Raw genomic sequence first — 25,433 nt, forward strand, 5'->3', positions numbered from 1 at the left:
ATCCAGGTGTGCCGCACCACGGGGGAAGACTCACTCGGGGAGTGCCTGTCGGCGCGTGTCGTGCATGGGGAACAATGGTCTGGTGACCAGGCCCGCTCCCGCCCGTGCCGCCCGCCTCGACCAGGTCTGCGCCGCCGCCGTCGAGGTGGCCCGCGACGCCATCACCGAGGTGGAGCCCGCCGACATCGGTGACCACCTGCGGGTCGTCGCCGAAGGTGACCGGGTCGTCACCCACTATTTCGAATGTCTGCTCGGTGGTTACCGGGGTTGGCGCTGGGCGGTGACCGTCACCCGGGTCGCGCGCAGCCGGCAGGTCACCGTCTGTGAGACCGTGCTGCTGCCCGGCTCGGACGCGCTGCTCGCGCCCGGCTGGCTGCCGTGGCAGGAACGCCTCCAGCCGGGCGACCTCGGCCCCGGCGACCTGCTCCTCACCCCGTCGGACGACGACCGGCTCGCCCCCGGCTACCTGCTCTCCGACGACCCGGCGGTCGAGGAGACCTCCTGGGAGTTGGGCCTCGGCCGCCCCCGGGTGCTGTCCCGCGAGGGCCGGGCCGAGGCCGCCCAGCGCTGGTACGACGGGGACCACGGCCCGTCCGCGCCGATCTCCACCGCTGCCCCCGCTTCGGCGCGCTGCGGCACCTGCGGCTTCTATCTGCCGCTGGCCGGTGCGCTGCGGCAGGCGTTCGGGGCCTGTGGCAACTTCTACGCCCCGGACGACGGTCGGGTGGTCAGCGCCGAGCACGGCTGCGGCGCGCACTCGGAGACCCTGGTGGAGACCGCCGAGCCGGCGATCGACGAGCTCCCGACGGTGTACGACGACAGCGCGGTCGAGTCGATGACGGTCAGCGGGCCGGCCGACCCGGTGGAGCTGTCGGACTCGGTGGAGCCGTACGAGCTGATGGAGCCGTCCGAGCCGGTGGAGCCTTCGCGCCACTCCTGACCACAGGGCCGGCCCGCAGGCTGGTGGGTCGGCGTGGTTTCGGCGTTCCGGTCGCCGGTGCGCGGACCGGTCAGTCCTGCCGGGCGGACGCCCGACGGCGACGGCGGTGTGCGTCGTGCCGCATCATCACGGCCAGACCGGGAAAGCCCCACAGGAACCCGGCCAGACAGGTCCAGAGCCAGTCCTGGTGGCCGTGTTCGGTGAGCCAGTCACGGAAGAAGACCAGCATCAGCAGGCCGACCACCGCCCAGGCGATCAGTCCGGCCACCGCGAGCGGGACCATCGACGGGTCGAGTGGCTCGGGTCGGGGTGGTTGCTCCTGCGGCACGGGCAGAAGCGTACCGCGAAGCACTTTCCCGGCCTGCCGTTGATCTGGGACGATGCGCGCGACAACGGTAGATCACCTGCGAGGACCTGATGGCCATTGCGCCGCCGGACAACGGCATTCCCTCTGATCCCACCCACCCCCGGAACGGTTTCGACCGGTTCTTCGAGATCTCCGCCCGTGGCTCGACGATGAGCCGCGAGGTACGGGGTGGCCTGGCGACCTTCTTCACGATGGCGTACATCGTGGTGCTGAACCCGCTGATCCTGGGCGGTGCCGTCGACGGCGACGACCAGAAGCTCTCGATTCCCGCGTTGGCCGCGGCGACCGCGCTGGTGGCCGGCCTGATGACGATCCTGATGGGGGTCGTCGGGCGGTTCCCGATGGCGCTGGCCGCCGGCCTGGGGGTGAACGCGCTGGTCGCGTTCGAGATCGCCCCGCAGATGACCTGGGCGGACGCGATGGGGCTGGTGGTGATCGAGGGTGTGCTCATCGCGATCCTCGTGCTCACCGGTCTGCGTACGGCGGTGTTCCGCTCGGTCCCGACGCAGCTCAAGACTGCGATCGGGGTGGGCATCGGGCTGTTCCTGACCATCATCGGGCTGGTCGACGCCGGTTTCGTCCGGCGGGTGCCGGACGCGGCGAACAGCACCGTGCCGGTGGGGCTCGGCATCAACGGCAAGATCGTCAGCTGGCCGATGCTGGTCTTCGTGGTCGGCCTGCTGGTGACGCTGGTGCTGGTGGTGCGCCGGGTGCGCGGCGCGATCCTGATCGGCATCCTCGCCTCGACCGTACTGGCGATCATCGTGGAGGCGGTCGCCAAGGTGGGCCCGTCCTTCGTCGACGGCAAGCCCAACCCCCACGGCTGGTCGTTGAACGTGCCGAAGTTGCCCGAGCGGATCGTCGACATCCCCGACCTGTCGCTGCTGGGCAACTTCAACGTGCTGGGCTCGTGGAGCCGGGCCGGCTGGCTGATCCCGCTGATGTTCGTCTTCACCCTGTTGATCACGGACTTCTTCGACACGATGGGCACGATGGTCGCGATCGGCCAGGAGGGGGACATGCTCGACGAGCAGGGCACCCCGCCCCGGGCGAAGGAGATCCTGCTGGTCGACTCGATCGCCGCGGCGGCGGGTGGCGCGGCGAGCGTCTCCAGCAACACGTCGTACATCGAGAGCGCCTCGGGGGTCGCGGAGGGTGCCCGGACCGGGGTGGCCAACCTGGTCGCCGGCGGTCTGTTCCTGCTGGCGATGTTCCTGTCGCCGCTGTCCACGGTGATCCCGTTCGAGGCGGCCTCGACGGCGCTGGTGGTGGTCGGGTTCCTGATGATGACCGCGGTGCGGACCATCGACTGGACCGACTACGAGATCGCCATCCCGGCGTTCCTCACCATCACCCTGATGCCCTTCACCTATTCGATCTCGAACGGCATCGGCGCGGGCATCATCAGCTACGTGCTGCTCAAGCTGGCGAAGGGGAAGGCGCGGGAGATCCATCCGCTGCTCTACGCGGTGGCGGTGCTGTTCGTGCTGTACTTCCTGCGCGGGCCGATCGAGTCCGCGGTGCTGTAGCTTCACCCGTCGGCCTCCGGGCCGGGCAACCCTCGGGACTGCCTGGCCCGGAGCAGGGAATTCCCCTCGTGAGCATGGTCATATCGCATGTCGTTAGCCAGGCTCATTAGTTAAGCTAACGACTGTGACGGAGCGGACGGTGACGGCGAACCGCGTGCCACCGGCGCAGCTGGCACCCCAGCTGCGTGATGCGATCACCCGACTCAACCGGCGGGTCCGGCAGGCCCGCCCGGTGGGCGACCTGACGGTCACCCAGCTCTCCGCGCTCACCAGCCTCCGGCTGGCGGGCGCGCTGACGCCCCGGGAGTTGGCCGACGTCGAACGGGTCCAGCCACCGACGATGACCAAGATCGTCGCGAAGCTGGAGGAGCGCGGCCTGGTGCAGCGCACCCCCCACCCGACCGACGGCCGGCAGGTCATCCTGGCGGCCACCGAGGGAGGCCGGGCCGTGCTCGACCAGTTCGAGCGGGCCCGCGACGAGTGGCTGGCCAGCCGGCTGGCCGCGCTCGCGGAGGACGAACGCGACACGCTACGGCGGGCCGCCGAGATCCTCCAGCAGCTCGCCCGCGCCTGACGCCCCACCGGGTCCGCGCCGTCCGCCGTCGATGACGCGTACCCGGCCCGAGGAGGCGCACCAAGAGTGCAGGCGAAGCTGAGCACGATGTTCCAGTCCCTACGAGTCCGCAACTACCGACTCTTCGCCACCGGACAGCTGGTCAAACTGATCGGCGTCTGGATGATGTTCATCGCCCAGGACTGGCTCGTCCTTGAGCTCTCGGACAACTCCGCCACCGCGCTGGGCATCGTCACCGCGCTCCAGTTCACCCCGGTGCTGCTGCTCACCCTGCTCTCCGGCCGGCTCGCCGACCGGTACGACAAGCGGATGCTGCTCTTCGTCGCCAACACCTTCTGGACGGTGCTGGCCCTGGGGATGAGCCTGCTGGTGCTCACCGGCCTGGTCGAGCTGTGGCACGTCTTCGCGTTCGCCGCGCTGCTCGGCACCGCCAACGCGGTGGAGACCCCGGTCCGGCAGGCGTTCGTCAGCGAACTGGTCGGCACCACCCTGCTGCCCAACGCGCTCTCCCTCAACGCGGCGGTGTTCAACTCGGCCCGGATCATCGGCCCGGCCGTCGCCGGTCTGGCCATCGCCGCCTTCGACGTCGGCCCGGTCTTCCTGTTCACCGCCGTCAGCTCCATCGCGCCACTGGCCAACGTGGTCCGGATGCGCCCGGCCGAGCTGTACCGCAAGGACCTGCTCCCGATCGGCGAACGGGACTCGGCAAAGATCATCGACGGGCTGCGCTACGTCCGGCAGCGTCCCGACCTGCTGTTGCCGATGGTGGTCATGTCGGTGATCGGGATGTCGCTGTTCAACTTCCAGCTCACCCTCGCCGCGCTGGCCAAGACGGTCTTCCACACCGGGGCCGCCTCGTTCGGCCTGTTCAGCACCGCGCTGGCGGTCGGCGCGCTGGTCGGGGCGCTCGCCGGCACCGGACGGCGCAGCCGCCCCTCGGTCTGGCTGGTGCTCGGCGCGGCGGTCGGCTGCGCGGCCTTCGGCACCCTGGTCGGCCTCGCTCCGGCGTACTGGCTGGTGGTGACCCTGCTCCTGCCGACCGGTTTCTTCATGGTCTTCTTCGCCCAGGCGGCCAACCAGCGGGTGCAGCTCGGCACCGACGCCGCGTTCCGGGGCCGGGTGATGGCGCTGTGGGTGCTGGTCTTCCTCGGCACCAACCCGGTCGGCGCACCGATCATCGGCTGGGTCGCCGAGACCTGGGGCGCCGGGGCGAGCATCTGGATGGGTGGACTCATCTCGCTGGCCACCGCCCTGCTCGCGCTCACCTGGCAACTGCGGCGCTCGGGTGCCCGACTGCGCTTCCGGGTCCTGCCGATGCCCCGCTTCTACGTGGTCTCCCGCCCCCGCCTGCTCACCCCCAGCGGTAGATGAGCCGGGCCCCGCAGCCCGGTGAGCCGGGGTCCCGCTGCCGGCGGGCGGGTTTCGCTGCCGGTGGACCGGGGTCCCGCCGCCGGTGGACCGGGGTCCCGCTGCCGGTGGGCCGGCACGGACGGTGTGCGGATAGCAACAAAGCGGTGGCGCGCGGCCCCGCCGGGCCTTAGCGTCGAGGTGTGGCAGGCGGGAGCGCACTGACGCTGATACTGGCTATCCTCGCCCTGACCTGCCTGCCGTTGGCGTTCGCCCTGCTCTTCTGCCTCGACGAGATCGCCGACCGGGTGGCCTGTGGCTGGGCGGAGTGGCGGGAACGCCGCCGGGAACGCCGCACCATCGCCCGGCTCGACCGCGCCCTCGCCGCCGACCTGCCCGGCCGGGACATCGACCTCTCCGCCCTGGACCACCCCGACCGCCGACCCCTCGAACTCCTCGCCGCCGACCTGCGTCGACTGGGCCGACACCGGCTCGCCGCAGGCGGTCGCTCGGTGGTCTGGCACAGCTCGGTGATCGAGGCGTACGACGACCGGCTCCGCGCCGCCTGCCGGGCGTTGGGCATCCCCGAGCACCTGGCCGAGCTGACCGGGGTCGACCGGGAGATCGAACGGGTCCGGGTCGAGGGGGTGCTGGCCGGGGCGGGGCTCACGCTGCCGACCACCCGCGCCGATCGCCGCCCCCGTGACCGGCGGGCGTGAGACTCTTCGTCGCGGTCTACCCGCCGCCGCCCGCCGTCGCCGACCTCACCGACCGGGTGTCCCGGCTCCGGGTCGGTGCGGCCAGCGCCGTCGGCCTCGACGTACGCCTGGCGCAGCCGGCACACCTGCACGTCACGCTGGCCTTCCTCGGTGAGGTCGAGTCCGGCCGGCTGCCCGAGGTGACGGACGCCCTCGGGTCGGCCGCCGGGGCCGCCCGCGCCGGCTGGACGCACCCACCCCGGCTGTGGCTGGGCGGCGGGGGTGTGTTCGGGCAGGGTCGGTCCACCGTGCTGTGGGCGGACGTGCGGGGCGAGGTGCCCGCGCTGCGGACGCTGGCCGGGCTGATCCGTGCCGAGCTGGATCGGGCCGGCCAGCCGTACGACGGGAAACCGTGGCGTCCACATCTGACGGTGGCCCGTCCCGGTGACCGGCTCGACCCGTCCGAGGTGGACGCCGACCGGCTCGCCCTCGCCGCCCACCGCGGCCCGCAGTGGCCGGCCACCGAACTGGTGCTGGTCCACAGCCGCCCCGGCCCCCGCTACACCCACCTGACCACCTGGCCCCTCTGACCCGCCCCGAGAGCCGGTGCCACGGGGGCGACGTTGCGGTGTCCGAGGCGCTCGGACACCGCAACGTCGCCCCCATTGAGTGGATCATCGCCGACCGGGCCACCCGGCGGGGCAGGTGGCCCGGTGGGAATGGGCGGGGCGACCGGACGGTGGGCGGGTCGCTGCCCGGTCAGGCGGGTGTTCGGGTCACCAGGCCCAGGCCTCCGGGCCGGGACCGCCGTTGCCGACCGGCGGGAACAACTCGTCGAGCCGCTGCTCCGTCGCCTCGTCGATCTCCACGGTGAGCGCGCCCAGGGTGTTGTCGAGTTGGGCGACGGTGCGCGGGCCGATGATCGGGGCGGTCACCCCGGGCCGGGAGAGCAACCAGGCCAACGCCACGTCGGCCGGGTCGTGGCCCCACTCCGCACAGCACTTCTCGTACGCCTCGATGGCCGGCCGGTGTGCGGCGAGCCCGTCGGCGGCGCGACCACTGGTGCCCCGCGCGGCCCCGCCCTCGGCCATCTTGCGCAGCACGCCGGAGAGCAACCCGCCGTGCAGCGGCGACCACGGGATGACCCCCAGGCCGTAGTGCTGCGCGGCCGGGATCACCTCCATCTCGACGTGCCGGGTGAGCAGATTGTAGATGGACTGCTCGGCGACCAGGCCGAGGAAGTTGCGCTTCCCGGCGGCGGCCTGCGCCTGGGCGATGTGCCAACCGGCGAAGTTGGACGACCCGACGTAGATCACCTTGCCCTGGGCGACCAGGGTCTCCATCGCCTGCCAGATCTCCTCCCACGGGGTGCTCCGGGAGACGTGGTGCATCTGGTAGAGGTCGATCACGTCGGTCTGCAGCCGACGCAGCGAGTCCTCGCAGGCCCGGACGATGTGTCGGGCGCTCAGGCCCTGGTCGTTGGGCCATTCGCCCATCTTGCCGTAGACCTTGGTGGCCAGGACGACCTTGTCCCGCCGGCCCGCGCCCTGGGCGAACCAGCGACCGATGATCTGCTCGGTGAGCCCCTCACCGGTCTGCCAGCCGTACACGTTGGCGGTGTCGAAGAAGTTGATGCCGTGTTCGAGCGCCCGGTCCATGATGGCGAAGCTGTCCGGCTCGGAGGTCTGCGGCCCGAAGTTCATCGTGCCGAGGCAGAGCCGGCTCACCGACAGTCCGGTGCGTCCCAGATTCGTGTACTCCATCCGACCACCCTGACACGCGCGGACCTGGAGTGCCTCGCGCTGCCAGGGTGGCCGCGAAGATCAGGAGGACTCGCGGGCCGCCGGGCCGGTGCCGAAGAGGACGTCGTCCCAGCTGGGCAGGCGCTTGCGCGGCTTGCCCGAGGCGTCCGTCGACTCGCCACCCGCAGCAGCGGCCGCACCCGTGCGGCGCGGCCGGAGCACGGCCAGGGACGGCACGGCCGGGACCTCCTTGGGCGCGTCCGAGTCGTCGTCGAAGGCGGAACCCTGCCCACCGCCGAGCAGCGCGGCGGCGCCACCGCCGACGGCCCGCTGACGGGGTGCGTCGGAGCCGGCCAGCGCGGCCGGGGAGCGCGGGTCGAGACCCCGCCCCGAGGTGCCGCCGAGCGGACGGTCCAGCGACGCGAGCAGGGCGTCCCGCCCGGCCCGGATCGGGTCCCGGCCCGGACGGGCCTGCTCGCTGGCGGCCGGCAGGCCGTGCCCGCCCCGACTCGGCTCACCACGCGACGGGCCGGGCAGCGCGTGGCCGCCGCGTTCCGGTGCCGGCTCCTGGCCGAGGATCGGCGTCGGACGCTCGGCGCACAGGTACTGCGCCATGTCGTCGTGCGGGGTGACGTTCTGCCGGAGCTTGTCGAGATCCCAGACGGCCTGCGCGGTGGCCTTGCCGGACGGCCAGGTGGCGATGATCCGCCAGGTGCCGTCGTCGCGCCGGAACGCGTCCCAGGAGATCTTCTCGGTGTCGATGCCGTGCTGGGCCAGCCGGCCGTTGACCACCTCGGCCAGCGGGGTGGCCTTCTCGGCGCCCTTGAGCCGGGTGCGCCGGGCGTGCTGGGCGAGCATGGCCCGCTCCTGGAGCACCGGGCCGGCGTAGCGCAGCACCCGGTCGACGGGCACGCCGGCGATCCGGGCGACGTCCTCGGCGGACTCGCCCGAACGGATGCGGGCCTGGATGTCCCGAGGGGACAGTGACGGGGTCGGGTCGACCCCGGTGGGGACCACGGTGAGCGGCGGCGCACCGGGCTCCGCGTGCAGCACGGTCGCGATGCGTTCGTCTATGGGGAGGGCGAGTAGGCGCCCGACCTCGTCGGCGAGCACCAGTGCCTGGCCGTCCTCGGAGAGGGCGACGAAGCGTACTGGGCGCATGGCGTAGCCTCCGTCCCGCTTCGCTGGCCGTCACGCCACGAGCCGGCCACCCGGGCGTCCTCGCACCACCGTACGCGCATCTGCCCACAGGTGGGGGATGCGACGTGCGCATGTCGCGACTGAGCTGCGGCGATGATCACGGTGGGTGGTCGCAGCAGCCGCTGCGACCACCCACCGTGACGGGTGTGGCTAGAGCCGCTCGACCACGTAGTCGACGGCGGCGGTGAGCGCCTCCACGTCGGCCGGCTCCACCGCCGGGAAGAGCGCGACCCGCAGCTGGTTGCGACCGAGCTTGCGGTAGGGCTCGGTGTCGACGATCCCGTTGGCCCGCAGCACCTTCGCGATCGCGGCGGCGTCCACCCCGTCGGCGAAGTCGATGGTGGCGACCACGTTGGAGCGCAGCGCCGGGTCGGTGACGAACGGGGTGGCGAACTCGGCCCGCTCGGCCCAGCCGTAGACGATCCCGGCGCTCTCGGCGGTGCGCTTGGCCGCCCAGCTCAGGCCGCCCTGCGAGTTCATCCAGTCGGTCTGCTCGGCGGCCAGGAAGACGGTCGCCAGCGCCGGGGTGTTGTACGTCTGCTCCAGCCGCGAGTTGTCGATCGCGGTGACCAGGTCGAGGAAGGCCGGGATGTAGCGGCCGGAGCCCTTGATCTCGGTGGCCCGCTCCAGTGCGGCCGGCGACATCAGGGCCAGCCAGAGACCGCCGTCGGAGCCGAAGCACTTCTGCGGGGCGAAGTAGTAGACGTCGGTCTCGCCGACGTTGACGTCCAGGCCGCCCGCGCCGGAGGTGGCGTCCACCAGCAGCAGCGAGCCCGGGTCGGCGTCGGCCACCCGGTTGATCGGCACCGCGACACCGGTGGAGGTCTCGTTGTGCGGGGTGGCGTAGACGTCCACCCCGGCCTCGGCCAACAGGCCCGGGGCGCTGCCCGGCTCGGCCTTGCGGACGCTCGGCTCACCGAGGAACGGCGCATCCTTGACCGACTTGGCGAACTTCGCGCCGAACTCGCCGAAGCTGGCGAACTGGGCCCGGTCGCGGACCAGACCGAAGGTGGCGACCTCCCAGAAGGCGGTGGCGCCACCGTTGCCGATGACCACCTCGTAGCCCTCGGGGAGGGAGAAGAACTCGGCGATGCCCCGGCGCAGCCGGGCGACCTCGGCGCGGACGGTCTGCTGCCGGTGCGAGGTGCCCAGGTAGCTGGTCGCCACGTCGGCGAGTGCGGACACCGCCGCCGGACGGACCTTGGACGGCCCGCAGCCGAACCGCCCGTCGGCGGGCTTGATGTCGTCGGGAATCCGGATGGTCGGTGCGTCAGCCACGGTTTTCTCGATCCTTCCGCATGGGGCGAGGGCGGGCCCTTCAACGGACGCGGAACCGCGGCGGACGTGTGCGCGGGCGCACGACGTGGCCGGGTCCGGGCCCGGTCCGGCGACACTGCCGGCCTTCATCCTCGCACCCGTGGCGGCCCGGATGCCGGCTGGTCCCAGGCCCGGACCTGAGGCGTCGGCCACACCGCCACATGATCAACCGTCGGCCGCCGGCCGGGCTGCTCCTGATCACCCACCCATCGCCGGGCGGCCGGCCGGTGGTCGCGGCCGGCCGGGTTGCGCGTCGCTGAATCGTCCGTCGGGCCGGACCCGGGTGGCACGCATGAGGGGCGTCGACCGACCGGTCGACGCCCCTCGGTGCGGAACGGGATCAGACGCCGTGCGGGATGGCGTCCCAGCCTTCGACCTGCTGCGGCTTGCGGGTGTTCGGCCCGATGTAGCGGGCGGACGGCCGGACCAGTCGCTGGAGCTTCTTCTGCTCCAGGATGTGCGCGGACCAGCCGCCCATCCGGGCACAGGTGAACATCGAGGTGAACATGTGCGCCGGGACCTCGGCGAAGTCCAGCACCACGGCCGACCAGAACTCGACGTTGGTGGCGAGGACGCGGTCCGGGCGGCGGGCCTGGAGCTCCGCCAGGGCGGCCTTCTCCAGCGCCTCCGCGACCTCGAAACGCGGTGCGCCCAGCTCCCGGGCGGTGCGCCGGAGCACCCGGGCGCGCGGGTCCTCGGCCCGGTAGACGCGGTGGCCGAAGCCCATCAGCCGCTCGCCCCGGTCGAGGACGCCCTTGACGTACCCCTCGGCGTCGCCGCTGCGCTCGACGGCCTCCAGCATGGTGAGCACCCGCGACGGCGCGCCACCGTGCAGCGGGCCGGAGAGCGCGCCGATGCCGGAGGAGATGCAGGCCGCGGCGTCGGCGCCGGTGGAGGCGACGATCCGGGCGGTGAAGGTGGAGGCGTTCAGCCCGTGCTCGGCGGCCGAGATGAAGTACGCGTCGACGGCCTTGACGTGCCGGGGGTCCGGCTCGCCCCGCCAGCGCTTCATGAAGCGCTCGACGATCGTCTCGGCCTTGTCGATCTCCTTCTGCGGCACCGCCGGCAGACCCAGGCCGCGGGCGGACTGGGCGACGAAGGAGAGCGCGGTGACCGAGACCCGGGCCAGGTCGGCACGGGCCTGGGTGTCGGAGATGTCCAGCAGCTGACTGAGCCCCCAGTACGGGGCGAGCATGGCGACCGCGGACTGCACGTCGACGCGGATGTCGCCGGAGTGCACCGGCACCGGGAACGGCTCGGCGGGCGGCAGGCCGGGGCCGAAGCGTCCGTCGACCAGCAGCGCCCAGACGTTGCCGAAGGAGACCTGACCGATCAGATCCTCGATATCCACGCCCCGGTAGCGCAGCGCGCCACCCTCGCGGTCCGGTTCGGCGATCTCGGTCTCAAAGGCCACGACGCCTTCGAGGCCCGGTTTGAAGTCGGCCATGTCGTCTCCTGGCTTCCGGCTCGGTGCGCCCGCCACGGGCTCGGTCCGGCCCGGTACCTTAGGCGACCCTCAGGGATGTGTTCTCGCCATCTTGCCTGGTGAGTAACCAAGCGCGCGACCCGCCGCGACTGTGCTGCACGCGACATCCCCGCCGCTGGACGCCGGGGTGCTCTCCGTGAGACTGATCAGTGGGCTGGCCAGCGTCTCCAGGGCGCCGGACGCCCCGGAGGGAGAACGACGTGACGGGCGACACACCCGCCCTGGCGGCCATGCGTAACGAGTACGCCGCCGACCGGGGCCTTTCCGAGGCGGAGCTGGCCGCCGACTGGGCCACCCAGTTCGGCTGCTGGCTCGCCGACGCGGTGGCGGCCGGGCTGCCCGAGCCGAACGCGATGGTCCTCGGCACCGCCGACGCCGCCGGCCGGCCCAGCGGTCGGACGGTGCTGCTCAAGGAGTACGACCGGGAGGGTTTCGTCTTCTACACCAACCACGGGTCGCGCAAGGGCGGGGAACTGGCCGTCAACCCGTGGGCCAGCCTGGTCTTCCCCTGGTTCGCGATGCAGCGGCAGGTGGTGGTGACCGGCCGGGTCCGCCCGGTCGACCGGGCCGAGACCGAGGCGTACTTCGCCACCCGGCCGCGCGGCTCCCAGCTCGGGGCCTGGGCCAGCACCCAGTCCGAGGTGGTGTCGGACCGGGCCGCGCTGGAGGAGGCGTACCGGGCGGCAGCCGAGCGCTTCCCGGCCGCCACGCCGGTCCCGGCGCCCCCGCACTGGGGTGGGTTCCGGGTCCGGCCGGAGGCGGTGGAGTTCTGGCAGGGCCGGGCCGGCCGGCTGCACGACCGGCTGCGGTTCCGCCGGGTCGAGGGGGGCGACTGGGTCGTCGAGCGGCTGGCCCCGTGACCGCCGTCACACCGGCCCGGTCGGGGCGGGCCCGTCGGCTGGCCATCGACCTGCGCCCGCTGCGGGTTCCCGCGTACCGCCGGCTGTGGCTCGGCAACACGGTGGCGATGTTCGGGTTCCAGTTCACCGCGGTCGCCGTGCCGGTGGAGATGTACGCGCTGACCCGGGACTCCTTCTGGGTCGGCCTGCTCGGGGTGGCGGGTTTCCTGCCGCTGCTGGTCTTCGGGCTGTGGGGCGGGGCGGTCGCCGACGCCCGGGACCGGCGGCGGGTGCTGCTGGTCGGCTCGGCGCTGCTCTGGGTGTCGATGCTCGGCCTGCTCGGGCACGCGCTGTCCGGGGTCGGCAGCCCGGTGCTGCTGCTGACGCTGGTGACCGTGCACTCGATCGCGTTCGCGATCAGCTCGCCGGCCCGCTCGGCGATCCTGCCCCGGCTGCTGCCGCCGGAGCTGGTCCCGGCGGGCACCACGTTGAACTACACCACCTTCACCGCCGCGTCGGTGGTCGGCCCGCTGGCCGCCGGCCTGATCTTCGCCACCTTCGGCACCGACACCGGGCTACCCATCGCGTACGCCGCGGACGCGCTGCTGTTCACCGCGCTGGTGGTGGCGACGCTGCGGTTGCCCGCGATGCCGCCGGCCCCGCCCGCCGAGGGCGAGGCGCGTCGGGGCGGCCTGGCCGGCATCCTCGACGGCTTCCGCTACCTGGCGACCACACCGGTGCTGCTCTCCTCGTTCGCCATCGACCTGATCGCGATGATCATGGCCATGCCCCGGGCGCTCTTTCCCGAGGTGGCGCAGGAGCGGTTCGGCGGTGGGGCGGCGGTGGGCTGGCTCTACAGCGCCATCGCGATCGGGGCGATGCTGGGTGGCCTGACCTCCGGCTGGATCGGCCGGCTGCGTCGGCAGGGGCTGGCCCTGGTGGTGGCGGTGGTCGGCTGGGGGCTGGCCATCGCGGCGGCCGGGCTGGCCCGGCAGCTCTGGCTGGTGGTGCTGCTGCTCGCGGTGGCCGGGGCGGCCGACCTGGTCAGCGCGGTGCTGCGGCAGTCGATGCTGCTGGTCTACGCACCGGACCGGATGCGCGGCCGGCTCCAGGGGGTGAACACGGTGGTGGTGGCCGGCGGGCCACGGCTGGGCGACCTGCGGGCCGGGGCGATGGCCGCCGGGTTCGGTGGTGGCGTCGCCTGGGTCGGTGGCGGGCTGCTCTCGGCCGGGCTGGCACTGCTGCTGGTGGCGTGCTTCCCGGCCCTGCTGCGCTACCGGGCCGGCACCGTGGTGGCGGGGGACCGCCGCTGACCCCGCGCCATGTGGGACGGCTGCGCCGGGCCCGGCGGGCGGGCCAGGGCACCGACTAAGGTCACGATATGGACAACGGCACGCACCGCCCGCCCTCGGGTACACAGTGGACCATCGCCGCCGACGGCCACGAGGCCGTCATCGTCGAGGTCGGCGGTGGGGTACGCACGTACCGGCGGGACGGGGTGGACTACCTCGACGGGTACGCCGAGGACGAGATCAGCCCCGGTAGCGCCGGGCACGTGCTGGCCCCCTGGCCGAACCGGATCAGGGACGGGAAGTACACCTTCGGCGGCCGCGCGTTGCAGCTCGACCTGACCGAGCCGGCCCGGGGCGTGGCCCTGCACGGCCTGGTCAACTGGGTGCGCTGGCAGCTGATCGAGGAGTCCGCCGACGCGGTCACCCTCGGTTACGACCTGCCGCCGACCCCCGGTTACCCGTGGCCGTTGCGGCTGCGTACCCGGTGGAGTGTGGGGGCGGACGGGTTGCGCGGCGCGCACGAGGTGACCAACACCGGGGCCGAGGCCGCGCCGTTCGGCTTCTCCGTGCACCCCTACCTGCGGCTGGCCGGGGTGGCGGTGGACGACCTCACGATGCGGTTGCCGGCCCGCAGCCGGTTGCAGGTCGACGCCCGGCTGCTGCCGATCGGGGCGACCCCGGTGGCCGGCACCGAGTACGACTGGACCAGCCCCCGACCGATCGGTGACGCGCAGCTCGACCTCTGCTTCGGTGACGTGATCCGGGACGAGGACGGCGGCTCGTCGGTCACCCTGACCGCCCCCGACGACGCGGACGGGGTGCACCTCTGGGCGGACCGCGAGTTCGGCTGGTGGCAGGTCTTCACCGGCGACGCGCTCACCGGCGAGCGGCACCGCCGGTCGGTGGCGGTGGAGCCGATGACCTGCCCGCCGGACGCGTTCCGGTCCGGCCGGGACGTGCTCACGCTGGGCCCGGGGGAGACCTGGCGGGGCACCTGGGGCATCCGGCCCGGGGTCTGAGCGTGGAGTTCGGCGAGGTGGTCCGGCGTCGCCGGATGGTGCGCAACTACGACCCGGACCGTCCGGTCCCGCCGGACGTGGTGGACCGGCTGCTCGACCACGCGGTCCGGGCGCCGTCGGCGGGCTTCGCCCAGGGCTGGGGCTTTCTGGTGCTGGAGGAGCCGGCGGACCGGGAGCGGTTCTGGGCGGCGGCCACCCCCTCGGGGGGTGGCCGGGACCGGTGGCTGGCGGGGATGCGGCGGGCCCCGCTGATCGTGGTGCCGCACGCCAACCGGTCGGTCTACCTGGAGCGGTACGCGGAGCCGGACAAGGGCTGGGCGGATCGCTCGGAGGACCGCTGGCCGGTGCCCTACTGGTACGTCGACACGGGCTTCGCCGCGCTGCTGATGCTGCTGACCGTCGTGGACGAGGGGTTGGGGGCGTGTTTCTTCGGCATTCCGCCCGACCGGTTGTCGCCGTACCGGGAGGCGTTCGGGGTGCCGCCGGAGTACCACCCGATCGGTGCGATCACTGTGGGTTACCGGGCGGTGGACCATCGGTCACCGTCGTTGCGACGGGGACGTCGTCCGGTGGACGAGGTGGTCCGGCGCGGTCGGTGGAGTTGATGTCGGTTCGTACCCTGCGCAGTGGGTAGCGGGGCGAGGGAAACCGACAACAGGGAGCAAAACGCGGTGTGGCAGGGGCGGATAGGCTGGCACCGTCATCGGTGCCGCACGGTGCGGCACTTCGGCGTGGCCCGGCACCACGCCGAGGGTCGGCCTGACCACGGGGAGGGGAGCGTGCCGTGATTTTCAGAGCGGTCCGGGACGGGCGTCCCTACCCGGAACATAACCTGACTCTCAAGCAGTGGGCGGAGATCCCGCCGCGTCCGCTGCGACTGGACCAGCTCATCACCACCAAGCGCGAGCTGGCGCTGGACAAGCTCCTCGCCGAGGACTCCACCTTCTATGGCGACCTGTTCCCGCACGTGGTGGAGTGGAGTGGCGGCCTCTACCTGGAGGACGGCCTGCACCGGGCGCTGCGCGCGGCGTTGCAGCAGCGCAACCAGATCCACGCCCGGGTGCTGGTCTTCACCGGTCAGCCCGAGTGACGCCCGCCTGAGCACTCGTTAAGGTGGCGGTCATGGGCACCGCACTGGACCTGCTGGACGTCGACGCCTCGCTGAGCGAGGAGGAGCGGCAGATCCGGGCCGTCGTCCGCCAGCTCGTCGACGACCGGGTCCGCCCGCACGTCGCCGGCTGGTACGAGGACGGCCAGGTCCCGGCGCGCGAGCTGGCCCGGGAGTTCGGCCGGCTCGGCCTGCTCGGCATGCACCTGACCGGGTACGGCTGCGCCGGCGCCTCGGCGGTCGCGTACGGGCTGGCCTGTCTGGAGCTGGAGGCCGGCGACTCCGGCGTCCGGTCCCTGGTCTCGGTGCAGGGTTCGCTGGCCATGTACGCCATCTGGCGCTTCGGCGGCGAGGAGCAGAAGCGGCGCTGGCTGCCCGCGATGGCGGCCGGCGAGGCGATCGGCTGCTTCGGTCTGACCGAGCCCGACCACGGCTCCGACCCGGCCTCGATGACGACCCGGGCCCGCCGCGACGGCGACGACTGGGTCCTCGACGGCGCGAAGATGTGGATCACCAATGCGCCGGTCGCCGACGTCGGGGTGGTCTGGGCGCGTACCGACGAGGGGGTGCGGGGTTTCCTCGTACCGATGGACGCCCCCGGGGTGGGCGCGCGGGAGATCCGGCGCAAGATGTCGCTGCGCGCCTCGGTGACCGGCGAGATCGTCCTCGACGGGGTCCGGCTGCCGGCGGACGCCCTCCTGCCGGAGGCGGTCGGGCTGCGGGCGCCGCTGAGCTGCCTGACCGAGGCCCGGCAGGGCATCGTCTGGGGCGCGCTCGGCGCGGCCCGCGACTGCCTGGAGACCGCCCTGTCGTACGCCGCCACCCGGACCCAGTTCGGCCGGCCGCTGGCCGGGTTCCAGCTCACCCAGGCCAAGCTCGCCGACATGGCCGTGGAGTGGAACAAGGGCCTGCTACTCGCCCTGCACCTGGGCCGGCTGGCCGACGCCGGGACGCTGCGGCCGGAGCAGGTCAGCGTGGGCAAGCTGAACAACGTCCGGGAGGCGCTGACGATCGCCCGGCAGTGCCGGACGATCCTCGGCGCGAACGGGGTCTCCGGCGAGTACCCGGTGATGCGGCACGCCAACAACCTGGAGAGCGTGCTCACCTACGAGGGCACCTCCGAGATCCACCAGCTCGTCATCGGGCAGCGGCTCACCGGGTTGTCCGCCTTCGGCTGAGGCCGCCCGTCACCCGTTCGGGGCGCTCGCCGCGCGCGCGTCGCACGGTAGCCGTACCGTCATCGACAGAAGCACGTGTCTGACGAGGACGGTGAGGGCGATGGCCCGCGACGGTGAGACCCCCCAGAGTGAGTTCCCCGGCTACCCGACCGCCGACACACTGCGCACCCGGTCGGCCGACCCGGCCGACCCTGACACCCCACCGGCCGACCCGCCCCGCAGCGGCGGCGGCCCGGCCCGGGGCCTGCTCTGGGTGCTCGGCGCGGCGGCGCTCGTGGTGGTGGTGCTGCTCGGCACGCAGGTGACCGGGATCTTCCCGGACTTCCGCAACCCGTTCGCCAAGGAGCAGACCGACCGCAGCCAGCCGCCGCTGCTCAAGTCGATCCAGGACCTCAGCCGCTACGTCGCGGCGGAGGGCAACTTCCAGGTCGTGGTCGACCTCCAGAACGACCGCAACAACGTGCCGGAGTTCCTGCTCAACCAGCGGACCCTCTTTGTCGGGGCGGGCAGCGTCGAGGCGTACGTGGACTTCGGCAAGATCTCCGAGGGGGCGGTGGTGCCGTCCGCGGACGGCAAGTCCGTCGAGGTCAAGCTGCCCGCGCCGCAGTTCGGTCAGACCAACCTCGACCTGGACAAGAGCTACGTCTTCGCCGAGGAGCGCGGCCTGTTCAACCGGATCGGTGAGCTGGTCAAGGGCGACCCCAACCGGCAGCAGCAGGTCTACCGGATGGCCGAGGAGCGGATCACCGCGGCGGCCCGGGACAGCGGGCTGGCCCAGCGCGCCGAGGAGAACACCCGCAAGATGCTGGAGGGCCTGCTCCGCTCGCTCGGCTACGAGAAGGTCACCATCACCTACACGGCCCCCTGACCCGGAGCGCCACCACCGCTCGGGTTCCGGGCAGACCACCACGCGCCACCGGGCCGCGCGGTGGTGGCGCTGTAGGGGGTGTGACGGCGGTCTTGGTGATCAAGAGGTTTGCGTCAGTCTTGATCTTCAAGTTGACGCAAACCTCTTGATCACCGGGCGCAGTCCCGCTGGGCGTGGTGCCGCCGGGCGCAGTGCCGCCGGGTGACGGCCGGCGTGGTCAGTGGCTGGTGGTGGCGTACCGGTCCTCGTTGGGCATCAGGATCCACATCACCAGGTAGACGATCACCTGGGTGCCGGGCAGCAGCAGGGACAGCAGGAACAGCAGCCGGACCAGGGTGGCCGAGGTGTTGAACCGGCGGGCCAGGCCGGCACAGACACCGGCGAGCATGCGCCCCTCGCGGGGTCGGACCAGTTTGCGACTCATCGTCTAACTCCACTCTGCGGCGATCCGCCGCGCTGCATTCCACGGTAGGAAGGGGCGGCCACCGTGCCCTCAGTCCCGAGGGTGATCCGGTGACCCCGTACCCGTAGGTGGTTACCCGAGTCGGCCCCGGCCGACGCCTCCCGGCGGGAGGGTCCGACGCGGGAGGACGCGACGGGGGTGAGCTGGGCGGGTAGGCTCGCCGGTCGACACCGCCCCCACCCCGGGCGGGATCAGCAGGTCACCGGGGACCCCGGGCGGCCACGGACCCGGCCGGACCCGGCACCACCCGGGCGACGGCGAGGAAGCGCAGCGATGATCAGTGTCTTCGACCTCTTCAGTGTCGGCATCGGCCCGTCCAGCTCCCACACGGTGGGCCCGATGCGGGCCGCGCGCACCTTCGTCACCGGACTGAAGGCCGACGGGCTGCTGCACACCGTCACCCGGGTCCGGGCCGAGTTGTTCGGGTCGCTGGGCGCCACCGGCCACGGGCACGGCAGCGACCGGGCGGTGCTGCTCGGGCTGGCCGGCGAGAGCCCGGAGACGGTGGACACCGACAGCGTCGGCCCCCGGGTCGCCGAGATCCGCGACCGGCGTCGGCTCGCCCTGCTCGGCACCCAGGAGATCGACTTCGAGCCGGACCTGGACCTGGTGCTGCACCGCCGTCGGTCGCTGCCGTACCACCCGAACGGGATGGTCTTCTCGGCCTGGGACGCGGCGGGATCGACGGTGCGCACCCGGACGTACTACTCGGTCGGTGGTGGGTTCGTGGTCGACGAGGCGGCGGCCGGGGCGGACCGGATCACGCCGGACACCACCGCCGTGCGGCACCCCTTCTCGACCGGTGCCGAACTGCTCGGCGTCACCACCGGCACCGGCCTGTCGATCAGCGCGGTGATGCTCGCCAACGAGCTGTCCTGGCGCAGCGAGGCAGACGTCCGGGCCGGGTTGCTGGACATCTGGCGGGTGATGCGGGAGTGCGTGGCCCACGGCGGCGAGCGCGACGGCGTGCTGCCGGGCGGGTTGCGGGTCCGTCGCCGCGCCGCCGAGCTGCGTCGCAGCCTGGAGGCCGACGCCGGCTCGACCGACCCGCTGCGCGCGATGGACTGGGTGACCCTGTTCGCGCTCGCGGTCAACGAGGAGAACGCCGCCGGTGGCCGGGTGGTCACCGCCCCGACGAACGGCGCGGCCGGGATCATCCCGGCGGTGCTGCACTACTACACCCGGTTCGTGCCGGGCGCCTCCGACGAGGGGGTGGTCCGTTTCCTGCTGGCCGCCGGGGCGATCGGAGTGCTGTTCAAGGAGAACGCCTCGATCTCCGGCGCCGAGGTGGGCTGCCAGGGGGAGGTCGGATCGGCCTGCTCGATGGCCGCCGCCGGCCTGGCCGAGGCGCTCGGCGGCACCCCCGAGCAGGTGGAGAACGCCGCCGAGATCGGCATGGAGCACAACCTCGGGTTGACCTGCGACCCGGTCGGGGGGCTGGTGCAGATCCCCTGCATCGAGCGCAACGCGGTGGCTAGCATCAAGGCGATCACGGCGGCCCGGTTGGCGTTGCGCGGCGACGGGGTGCACCACGTCTCGCTCGACAAGGTCATCAAGACCATGCGCGAGACCGGGGCGGACATGAAGGTCAAGTACAAGGAGACGGCACGCGGCGGCCTGGCCGTCAACGTGATCGAGTGCTGAGGGGCGTTCGTTCACCGACTGCTAACCTGTCGTCCGTTGTTGTCAGGCGGGAGGCGACGGTGACCGCAGGCGTCACGGCGTTGTGGTCGCACCGCAACTCGCTGCGCATCCTGGTCAGGCGCGATCTCGCGGTGAAGTACCAGCAGTCCGTGCTCGGTTACTTCTGGTCGCTGATCGAGCCGCTGGGGATGGGCGCGATCTACTTCTTCGTCTTCGGGGTGCTCTATTCCGGGCCGACCAACCGGCACCTCGGCGAGGCCGCCGGCTCCTACCCGCTCTTCCTGATCACCGGCATCTTCGCCTGGATGTGGACCAGTTCGGCGCTGAGCGAGGCGACCAACGCGCTGACCGGGCAGTCCCGCCTGATCACCACGATGAACCTGCCCCGGCAGGTCTTCCCGATCGGCCGGGTCACCGGCCGGTTCGCCGAGTACGTCGCCGGCCTGCCGATCCTGCTGGCCGTCGCCGCCGGCTACGCCGCACGCGGCCGGATCGAGCTGGGCTGGTCGCTGCTGAGCCTGCCGCTGGCCGTCGCCGTGCAGGGCACCCTGCTGATCGGGCTGGCCCTGCTGCTCTCGGCGGTCAACGTGCTGATGCGCGACGTGGAGCGGTTCATGCGGCTGGTCATCCGGGTGCTGTTCTATGCCACCCCGATCATCTACCCGTTGAGCCTGGTCCGGGAGTCCGGCATGCCGGGCTGGGTCAAGGTGGCGTACGAGCTGAACCCGCTGGTCGGCATCTTCCAGCTCCAGCACGCCATCTGGTATCCGGACGAGTTCCCGGACGCCCGGCTGCTGACCACCACGGTTGCCGGCAGCCTGCTGGTGCTGGTGGCCGGCTGGTGGGCGTTCCGCCGGCTCGAACCGGCCGTGCTGAAGGAACTGTAGGTGCCGCCGATCATCGAGGCGCAGGGTCTCGGCATCCGCTTCGTCCGCAACCGGCGTCGGCAGCTTCGCCTGCGCGAGCTCTTCATCCACCGGGGCGGCCGGGCCACCACCGGCCAGTTCTGGCCGCTGCGGGACGTCTCGTTCACCGTCGCGCCGGGCGACACGCTCGGCGTGATCGGGCGCAACGGCACCGGCAAGAGCACCCTGCTGCGGCTGATCGCCGGGGTGCTCATCCCCGACGAGGGACGGATCCGGGTCCACGGTGACGTCGCGCCGCTGCTGGAACTCTCCGCCGGCTTCTCCAACGACCTGACCGGGCGGGAGAACCTCTACCTGGTCGGCGGGCTGCACGGGCTGTCCCCGGGCTACCTGCGGCGGCACTTCGACGACATCGTCGCGTTCGCCGGTGAGCAGGTGGAACGGGCCATCGACACCTCGGTCCGGCACTACTCGTCCGGGATGAAGGTCCGGCTGGGGTTCGCGATCATCTCGCACCTGCCGCACCCGATCCTGCTGATGGACGAGGTGACCGCGGTGGGCGACGCGGAGTTCCGCCAGAAGTGTTATTCGACGATCGACCGACTGCTCGCGGAGGGGCGCACCTTGGTGCTGGTGTCACACAACGAGAAGGACCTGACCCGGTTCTGCCGTCGGGGGCTCTACCTCGACGGTGGGCGGCTGACCGTGGACGGGACGGTCGCGGAGGCGCTCGACGCGTACCACGCCGCGGTGCCGAGGTGACCCTGGCGATCGTGCTCGCCGTCGGTGCGCCGGCCGCGGGCCTGCCCACCGGCCCGGGCGAACCCCGCATCGACCGGCTCGCCGACCAGTTGCGCCGGGCCGGGGCGGACCGGGTGCACACCGTCGCCGGCCTGGCCGAGCTGGCCGCCCTGGTCGACACCACCACCGGCCCGGTGCTGGTCACCGGGGCCGATCTGGTCGCGCACACGGCCGTACTGAAGCATCTGGTGACCAGCCCGGTCGGCCCGACGGTGGCCCTGGTGCTCACCGACCCGCCGGCCGCCGGCCAGACGGTGGTGCGCGAGGAGCGCGGGCAGGTGGTCGACGCCGGCCCGGAGCTGCCCGACGCCACCGGCGTCTTCGGCGGTGCGCTGCGGGTCGGCCGGGACGACCTGCCGGCCCTGGCCGCCGCGGCCCGCGCCGCCGGTGGCCCAGGGGTGACGTCGGCCGCCCGGGACGTGGCGGGGGTGGGCGGCAGCCCGGCCACCGTGGACCGGCTGTTCGCGGCGCTCACCGACCTCGGCACCCTGACCTTCGCCCACCGGGTACGCCTGCTCGTGGCGCACCGGGTCGCCGATCCGGCCGGACTGGCCGCCGCCGAGGCGGCACTGGCCGGGGTGGACGAGGACCGGGCGGAGCTGCGGTTGTCGGTGAAGGAGCGGGACGACTTCTTCACCACCTACTTCGTCAGCACCTGGTCGCCGTACGTGACGAAGGTGTGTGCCCGGCTGGGTCTGACGCCGACCGGGGTCACCATGATCTCGGTGCTGTTCGCGGTGGTCGCGGCGGTGCTCTTCGGGGCCGGTGGCCGAGTCGCCCTGGTGGCCGGCGGGGTGCTGCTCTATCTGGGTTTCGTGCTGGACTGCGTGGACGGGCAGTTGGCCCGCTACACCCGGCACTTCAGCGCCTGGGGCGGCTGGCTGGACACGATGGCCGACCGGGCGAAGGAGTACCTGGTCTATGCGGGGCTGGGTTACGGCGCGACGCACGCCGGGTTCCGCTACGGCTGGGCGCTGGCCATCGCCGCGATGACGTTGCAGACCGTCCGGCACATGACCGACGCCTGGTACGGGGTGCTGCACGACGAGGCGGCCCGGCGACCCCGCCCGGCCACCCCGACCGCCGGGGGGATCGGGGGGAGGCTGAACGCCGCCTCGACCCGGGTGCAGGCGGACACCGGCTCGGTGTCGTACTGGCTGAAGCGGACGGTGGTCTTCCCGATCGGCGAGCGGTGGGCACTGATCGCGGTCACCGCCGCGCTGTTCGGACCGCTGGTCAGCCTGGTCTCGGTGCTGGTGTGGGGGCTGCTGGCGTTCGGCTACACGGGCGCGTTGCGGACGCTGCGGGCCCGCTGGATGTGGGTGCCGGTGCTGGACACGGTCGATGCGACGCTGCACCGTGACGACGGTCCGCTGGCGGCCCGACTGCCGGTGGTCCGCCCGATGGGCCCGCTGACCCTGGCGGTGCTCGGGGCGCTCGGGCCGGCGGTGCTGCTGGTGGTGGGGCTGTTCCGGTTGGCCGGTGACGGTGACCCGGGTGGCCTGCGCTGGTGGCTGCCGGTGGCGCTGCTGGTGCTACTGGTCGCTGGGCTGGGCGCAGGCGCGGCGCACAACGGCCCGTTGGACTGGCTGGTGCCGGCGGCGCTACGGGCCGGCGAGTATCTCTTCGCCGCCGTGGTCGGGGTGGTCGGCGGGGTGCCGGCCTGGCTGGTCTTCGGGTACGTCTTCGTGCTGACCGTGCACCACTACGACCTGACCGCCCGGTTGGAGAAGCGGCAGGCGGCCCCGCCGCTGCACCCGTGGACGCTGGGCTGGGAGGGACGCTCGGTGCTGTTGGCAGTGGCGGCGATCGCCGGATTTGCCAGCCCTGTGATGGCTACACTCGGTGCGTACCTTCTTGTGGTTTTCGTGGCGAGTGTCGTCCTGGCCTGGGTCGTCCTGCCGGCCCGGGCCACCCGGGCGGCGGCCGTACCGGCGCGGGGTGGTTCGCCGGGCTGACGACAGGGGCGGCCGGATGACGCTGATCAGCTTCGTCGTACCGGCCTTCCGGGTGCAGGGTTACCTGCGCGAGTGCCTGGACTCGCTGCTCGACCAGCCGGTGCGGGACATCGAGGTGATCGGGGTCGACGACGGCTCTCCGGACGCCTGCGGCGACATCCTCACCGAGTACGCCGCCCGCGACCCCCGGGTACGGGCGCTTCTGCTGCCGGCCAACGCCGGCCTCGGTCCGGCCCGCAACGCCGGGCTGGACCGGGCCACCGGCGAGTACGTCTGGTTCCTCGACGGCGACGACTGGCTCGCCCCCGACTGCCTGCCCGAGGTCGCCGACCGGCTTACCGCCACCCGCCCGGACGTGCTGCTGGTGGACCACGTCCGGGTGCACTGGGACGAACGCGCCACCCGCAGCGCCCTGCCGGAGGTCTTCCCCGAGCCGCCCGGCGCGGCGACGTTCCGGCTGGCGGAGCGGCCGGAGGCACTGCGCCTGCTGCACACCGCCTGGAACCGGCTGGTCCGCCGGGAGTTCCTGACCGGCCTCGGGCTGCGCTTCGCCCCCGGCTGGTACGAGGACGTCGCGTTCAGCTACCCGGTGCTGCTGGCCGCCGGGCGGATCGGGGTCCTCGACCGGGTCTGCGTCAACTACCGGCAGCGCCGGGCCGGCGCGATCACCCGGACCCTCGACGACCGGCACTTCGAGGTCTTCGACCAGTGGCACCGGGTGTTCCGGTTCCTCGACGAGCGGCCCGACCTGGTCGGCCTGCGCCCGGCGGTCTTCGAGCGGATGATCTGGCACTACCTGACGGTGCTCGGCAACGGCGACCGGATCGCCCCCGCGCTGCGGCCGGCGTTCTTTCAGCGGATCACCGCCGACCACCGGCACTTCCGACCCGCCGGGGGCTATCCGGTGCCGGACGGGTGGGACGGGCTCAAGCACCGGCTGGTCGCCGCCGGCGGGTGGCACACCTTCAGCGCGCTGCGCACCGCCAACCAGGCGCGGGAGACCGCCCGCAGCGCCGGCCGGCGGGCCCGGCCGGTGGCCCGACGGACCGCCCGGGGGGCCCGGGACGCGCTGCTGCACGAGTACTACCGGGCCGAACTGCGCCGGCCGATCGACCCGACGTTGGCCGTCTACGCCGCCTACTGGTACCGCGGTTACGCCTGCAACCCGGCGGCGGTCCACGCCGCCGCCCGCCGGCTCGCCCCGCAGGTGCGCGGGGTGTGGATCGTCCGTCGGGACCGGGTCGACACCCTCCCACCCGGCATCGAGTACGTCGTCGCCGGCACCCGGGACTGTCAACGGGTGCTGGCGCGGGCCCGTTGGCTGGTCAACAACGTCAACTTCCCGGACTTCGTCCGCAAGCGCCCCGGTCAGGTGCACGTGCAGACCCACCACGGCACCCCGGTCAAGGTGATGGGGCTGGACCAGCAGCGGTATCCGCTCGGCGCGGTCGGGATGGACTTCGCCGGGCTGCTGCGCCGGGTGGAGCGGTGGGACTACAGCGTCACCTCGAACGCCTTCTCCACCCAGATGTGGGACCGCGCCTATCCGGCGGACTACGTCCGGCTGGAGGTGGGCTACCCGCGCAACGACCGGCTGGTCACCGCCACCGCCGAAGAGGTACGCGCGGTACGGGCCGGGCTCGGCATCACCCCGGACGAGCGGGTGGTGCTCTATGCGCCGACCCACCGGGAGCACCTGCCCGGCTACCGGCCGCCGTTCGACCCGTACCGGCTGCTGGACGTGCTCGGGCCGGCCGGCCGGCTGCTGGTGCGCAGCCACTACTTCCACGACCGGGACGGCCGGGCCCGGCGACGGGCCGAGGGGCGGGTGGTCGACGTCAGCGCCGTCGCCAGCGTCGAGGACCTCTATCTGGCCGCCGACGTGCTGGTCACCGACTACTCGTCGGCGATGTTCGACTACGCGGTGCTGGACCGGCCGATCGTGATCTACGCGCCGGACCGGGACGCCTACCGGCTGGCCCGGGGGGTCTACTTCGACGTCACCGCCGAGCCGCCGGGTGCGGTCGCGCTGACCTTCGAGGAGTTGCGGGAGGTCTTCCGTGGTGGCGCGGAGACCGGGGAGCCGGCCGAGCGGGCACGGCAGGCGTTCCGGGAGCGGTTCTGCCGCTGGGACGACGGGCACGCGGCGGAACGGCTGGTCCGCCGGGTCTTCCTCGGCGAACCAGGGTGATGTTCC

General features: G+C 72.7%; 24 protein-coding genes. 18 read left to right on the forward strand and 6 right to left on the reverse strand.

Annotation, left to right across the window (positions count from 1 at the left end; all coding sequences use genetic code 11):
• The first annotated feature begins 64 nt into the window (after positions 1 to 64).
• On the forward strand, positions 65 to 940 hold the full coding sequence (locus GA0070216_RS13245) for a DUF3027 domain-containing protein (RefSeq protein ID WP_091244728.1): 876 nt from the start codon (positions 65 to 67) through the stop codon (positions 938 to 940).
• A 70-nt stretch (positions 941 to 1,010) separates the two neighbouring features.
• On the opposite strand, the gene GA0070216_RS13250 is transcribed toward GA0070216_RS13245, so the two are convergent.
• Positions 1,011 to 1,268, reverse strand: a complete 258-nt coding sequence (locus tag GA0070216_RS13250; protein WP_091244731.1) for a DUF2530 domain-containing protein — start codon at positions 1,266 to 1,268, stop codon at positions 1,011 to 1,013.
• 89 nt (positions 1,269 to 1,357) lie between these two features.
• Between GA0070216_RS13250 and GA0070216_RS13255 the strand changes: the two genes are divergently transcribed.
• The 5 genes from GA0070216_RS13255 to thpR all read left to right on the forward strand — a co-directional run bounded on the left by GA0070216_RS13255 (position 1,358) and on the right by thpR (position 6,045).
• Positions 1,358 to 2,836: an NCS2 family permease gene (locus tag GA0070216_RS13255; RefSeq protein ID WP_091244735.1), complete on the forward strand. Its 1,479-nt coding sequence runs from the start codon at positions 1,358 to 1,360 to the stop codon at positions 2,834 to 2,836.
• Between the two features lie 124 nt (positions 2,837 to 2,960).
• Complete coding sequence (locus GA0070216_RS13260) at positions 2,961 to 3,410, forward strand: MarR family winged helix-turn-helix transcriptional regulator (RefSeq protein ID WP_176738949.1); 450 nt, start codon at positions 2,961 to 2,963, stop codon at positions 3,408 to 3,410.
• 66 nt (positions 3,411 to 3,476) lie between these two features.
• Positions 3,477 to 4,781 (forward strand): MFS transporter, encoded by a 1,305-nt coding sequence (locus tag GA0070216_RS13265; protein ID WP_091244738.1) that lies wholly within the window; start codon positions 3,477 to 3,479, stop codon positions 4,779 to 4,781.
• A gap of 179 nt (positions 4,782 to 4,960) precedes the next feature.
• The gene (locus GA0070216_RS13270; RefSeq protein ID WP_091244743.1) at positions 4,961 to 5,476 is read left to right on the forward strand and encodes a hypothetical protein; all 516 of its coding nucleotides are present in this window, start codon (positions 4,961 to 4,963) and stop codon (positions 5,474 to 5,476) included.
• Positions 5,473 to 6,045 carry an RNA 2',3'-cyclic phosphodiesterase gene (gene thpR / locus GA0070216_RS13275; protein WP_091244748.1) on the forward strand — a complete coding sequence of 191 codons (573 nt, stop codon included), beginning with the start codon at positions 5,473 to 5,475 and terminating at the stop codon, positions 6,043 to 6,045. The genes GA0070216_RS13270 and thpR overlap by 4 nt, the downstream gene beginning before the upstream one ends.
• 186 nt (positions 6,046 to 6,231) lie before the next feature.
• Here thpR and GA0070216_RS13280 read toward each other — a convergent pair whose 3' ends face one another.
• The 4 genes from GA0070216_RS13280 to GA0070216_RS13295 form a co-directional block, all read right to left on the reverse strand.
• A complete protein-coding gene (locus tag GA0070216_RS13280; protein WP_091244752.1) occupies positions 6,232 to 7,218 on the reverse strand; it encodes an aldo/keto reductase in 987 nt (328 codons plus the stop codon).
• 60 nt (positions 7,219 to 7,278) lie between these two features.
• Entirely contained in the window at positions 7,279 to 8,358 is a 1,080-nt protein-coding gene (gene sepH, locus GA0070216_RS13285; protein ID WP_091244757.1) for a septation protein SepH, read from the reverse strand.
• A 189-nt stretch (positions 8,359 to 8,547) separates the two neighbouring features.
• Complete coding sequence (gene serC / locus GA0070216_RS13290) at positions 8,548 to 9,675, reverse strand: phosphoserine transaminase (RefSeq protein WP_091244763.1); 1,128 nt, start codon at positions 9,673 to 9,675, stop codon at positions 8,548 to 8,550.
• Between the two features lie 379 nt (positions 9,676 to 10,054).
• Positions 10,055 to 11,161, reverse strand: coding sequence for a citrate synthase 2 (locus GA0070216_RS13295; protein WP_091244766.1), 1,107 nt, complete (start codon positions 11,159 to 11,161; stop codon positions 10,055 to 10,057).
• A 269-nt stretch (positions 11,162 to 11,430) separates the two neighbouring features.
• On the opposite strand from GA0070216_RS13295, the gene pdxH reads away from it, so the two are divergent.
• From pdxH to GA0070216_RS13330, 7 genes are all read left to right on the forward strand, one after another.
• Positions 11,431 to 12,060, forward strand: a complete 630-nt coding sequence (gene pdxH / locus GA0070216_RS13300; RefSeq protein ID WP_091244770.1) for a pyridoxamine 5'-phosphate oxidase — start codon at positions 11,431 to 11,433, stop codon at positions 12,058 to 12,060.
• Positions 12,057 to 13,352: an MFS transporter gene (locus tag GA0070216_RS13305; RefSeq protein WP_091244774.1), complete on the forward strand. Its 1,296-nt coding sequence runs from the start codon at positions 12,057 to 12,059 to the stop codon at positions 13,350 to 13,352. Before pdxH ends, GA0070216_RS13305 begins: the two co-directional genes overlap by 4 nt.
• A gap of 68 nt (positions 13,353 to 13,420) precedes the next feature.
• Positions 13,421 to 14,350 (forward strand): aldose 1-epimerase family protein, encoded by a 930-nt coding sequence (locus GA0070216_RS13310; RefSeq protein ID WP_091244777.1) that lies wholly within the window; start codon positions 13,421 to 13,423, stop codon positions 14,348 to 14,350.
• Between the two features lie 2 nt (positions 14,351 to 14,352).
• On the forward strand, positions 14,353 to 14,955 hold the full coding sequence (locus GA0070216_RS13315) for a nitroreductase family protein (RefSeq protein WP_091244779.1): 603 nt from the start codon (positions 14,353 to 14,355) through the stop codon (positions 14,953 to 14,955).
• Positions 14,956 to 15,134: 179 nt separating this feature from the next.
• Complete coding sequence (locus GA0070216_RS13320) at positions 15,135 to 15,440, forward strand: type II toxin-antitoxin system VapB family antitoxin (RefSeq protein ID WP_091244782.1); 306 nt, start codon at positions 15,135 to 15,137, stop codon at positions 15,438 to 15,440.
• Positions 15,441 to 15,472: 32 nt separating this feature from the next.
• Positions 15,473 to 16,636, forward strand: a complete 1,164-nt coding sequence (locus GA0070216_RS13325; RefSeq protein WP_091244784.1) for an acyl-CoA dehydrogenase family protein — start codon at positions 15,473 to 15,475, stop codon at positions 16,634 to 16,636.
• 100 nt (positions 16,637 to 16,736) lie between these two features.
• A complete protein-coding gene (locus GA0070216_RS13330) occupies positions 16,737 to 17,504 on the forward strand; it encodes a DUF4230 domain-containing protein (RefSeq protein ID WP_091244787.1) in 768 nt (255 codons plus the stop codon).
• Positions 17,505 to 17,721: 217 nt separating this feature from the next.
• On the opposite strand, the gene GA0070216_RS13335 is transcribed toward GA0070216_RS13330, so the two are convergent.
• Positions 17,722 to 17,928, reverse strand: a complete 207-nt coding sequence (locus GA0070216_RS13335) for a PspC domain-containing protein (protein ID WP_091244791.1) — start codon at positions 17,926 to 17,928, stop codon at positions 17,722 to 17,724.
• A gap of 312 nt (positions 17,929 to 18,240) precedes the next feature.
• On the opposite strand from GA0070216_RS13335, the gene GA0070216_RS13340 reads away from it, so the two are divergent.
• From GA0070216_RS13340 to GA0070216_RS13360, 5 genes are read left to right on the forward strand one after another with little or no spacing between them, the layout of a single operon-like run.
• On the forward strand, positions 18,241 to 19,611 hold the full coding sequence (locus tag GA0070216_RS13340) for an L-serine ammonia-lyase (protein ID WP_091244794.1): 1,371 nt from the start codon (positions 18,241 to 18,243) through the stop codon (positions 19,609 to 19,611).
• Between the two features lie 59 nt (positions 19,612 to 19,670).
• On the forward strand, positions 19,671 to 20,498 hold the full coding sequence (locus GA0070216_RS13345; RefSeq protein ID WP_091244798.1) for an ABC transporter permease: 828 nt from the start codon (positions 19,671 to 19,673) through the stop codon (positions 20,496 to 20,498).
• Positions 20,499 to 21,239 (forward strand): ABC transporter ATP-binding protein, encoded by a 741-nt coding sequence (locus GA0070216_RS13350; protein WP_091244802.1) that lies wholly within the window; start codon positions 20,499 to 20,501, stop codon positions 21,237 to 21,239.
• Positions 21,236 to 23,236, forward strand: coding sequence for a DUF5941 domain-containing protein (locus tag GA0070216_RS13355; protein WP_091244805.1), 2,001 nt, complete (start codon positions 21,236 to 21,238; stop codon positions 23,234 to 23,236). The genes GA0070216_RS13350 and GA0070216_RS13355 overlap by 4 nt, the downstream gene beginning before the upstream one ends.
• Positions 23,237 to 23,252: 16 nt before the next feature.
• Complete coding sequence (locus tag GA0070216_RS13360; protein ID WP_091244808.1) at positions 23,253 to 25,427, forward strand: bifunctional glycosyltransferase/CDP-glycerol:glycerophosphate glycerophosphotransferase; 2,175 nt, start codon at positions 23,253 to 23,255, stop codon at positions 25,425 to 25,427.
• Positions 25,428 to 25,433: the final 6 nt, after the last annotated feature.

This window comes from Micromonospora matsumotoense (assembly GCF_900091525.1).
GTDB classification, from domain to species: Bacteria; Actinomycetota; Actinomycetes; order Mycobacteriales; family Micromonosporaceae; genus Micromonospora; species Micromonospora matsumotoensis.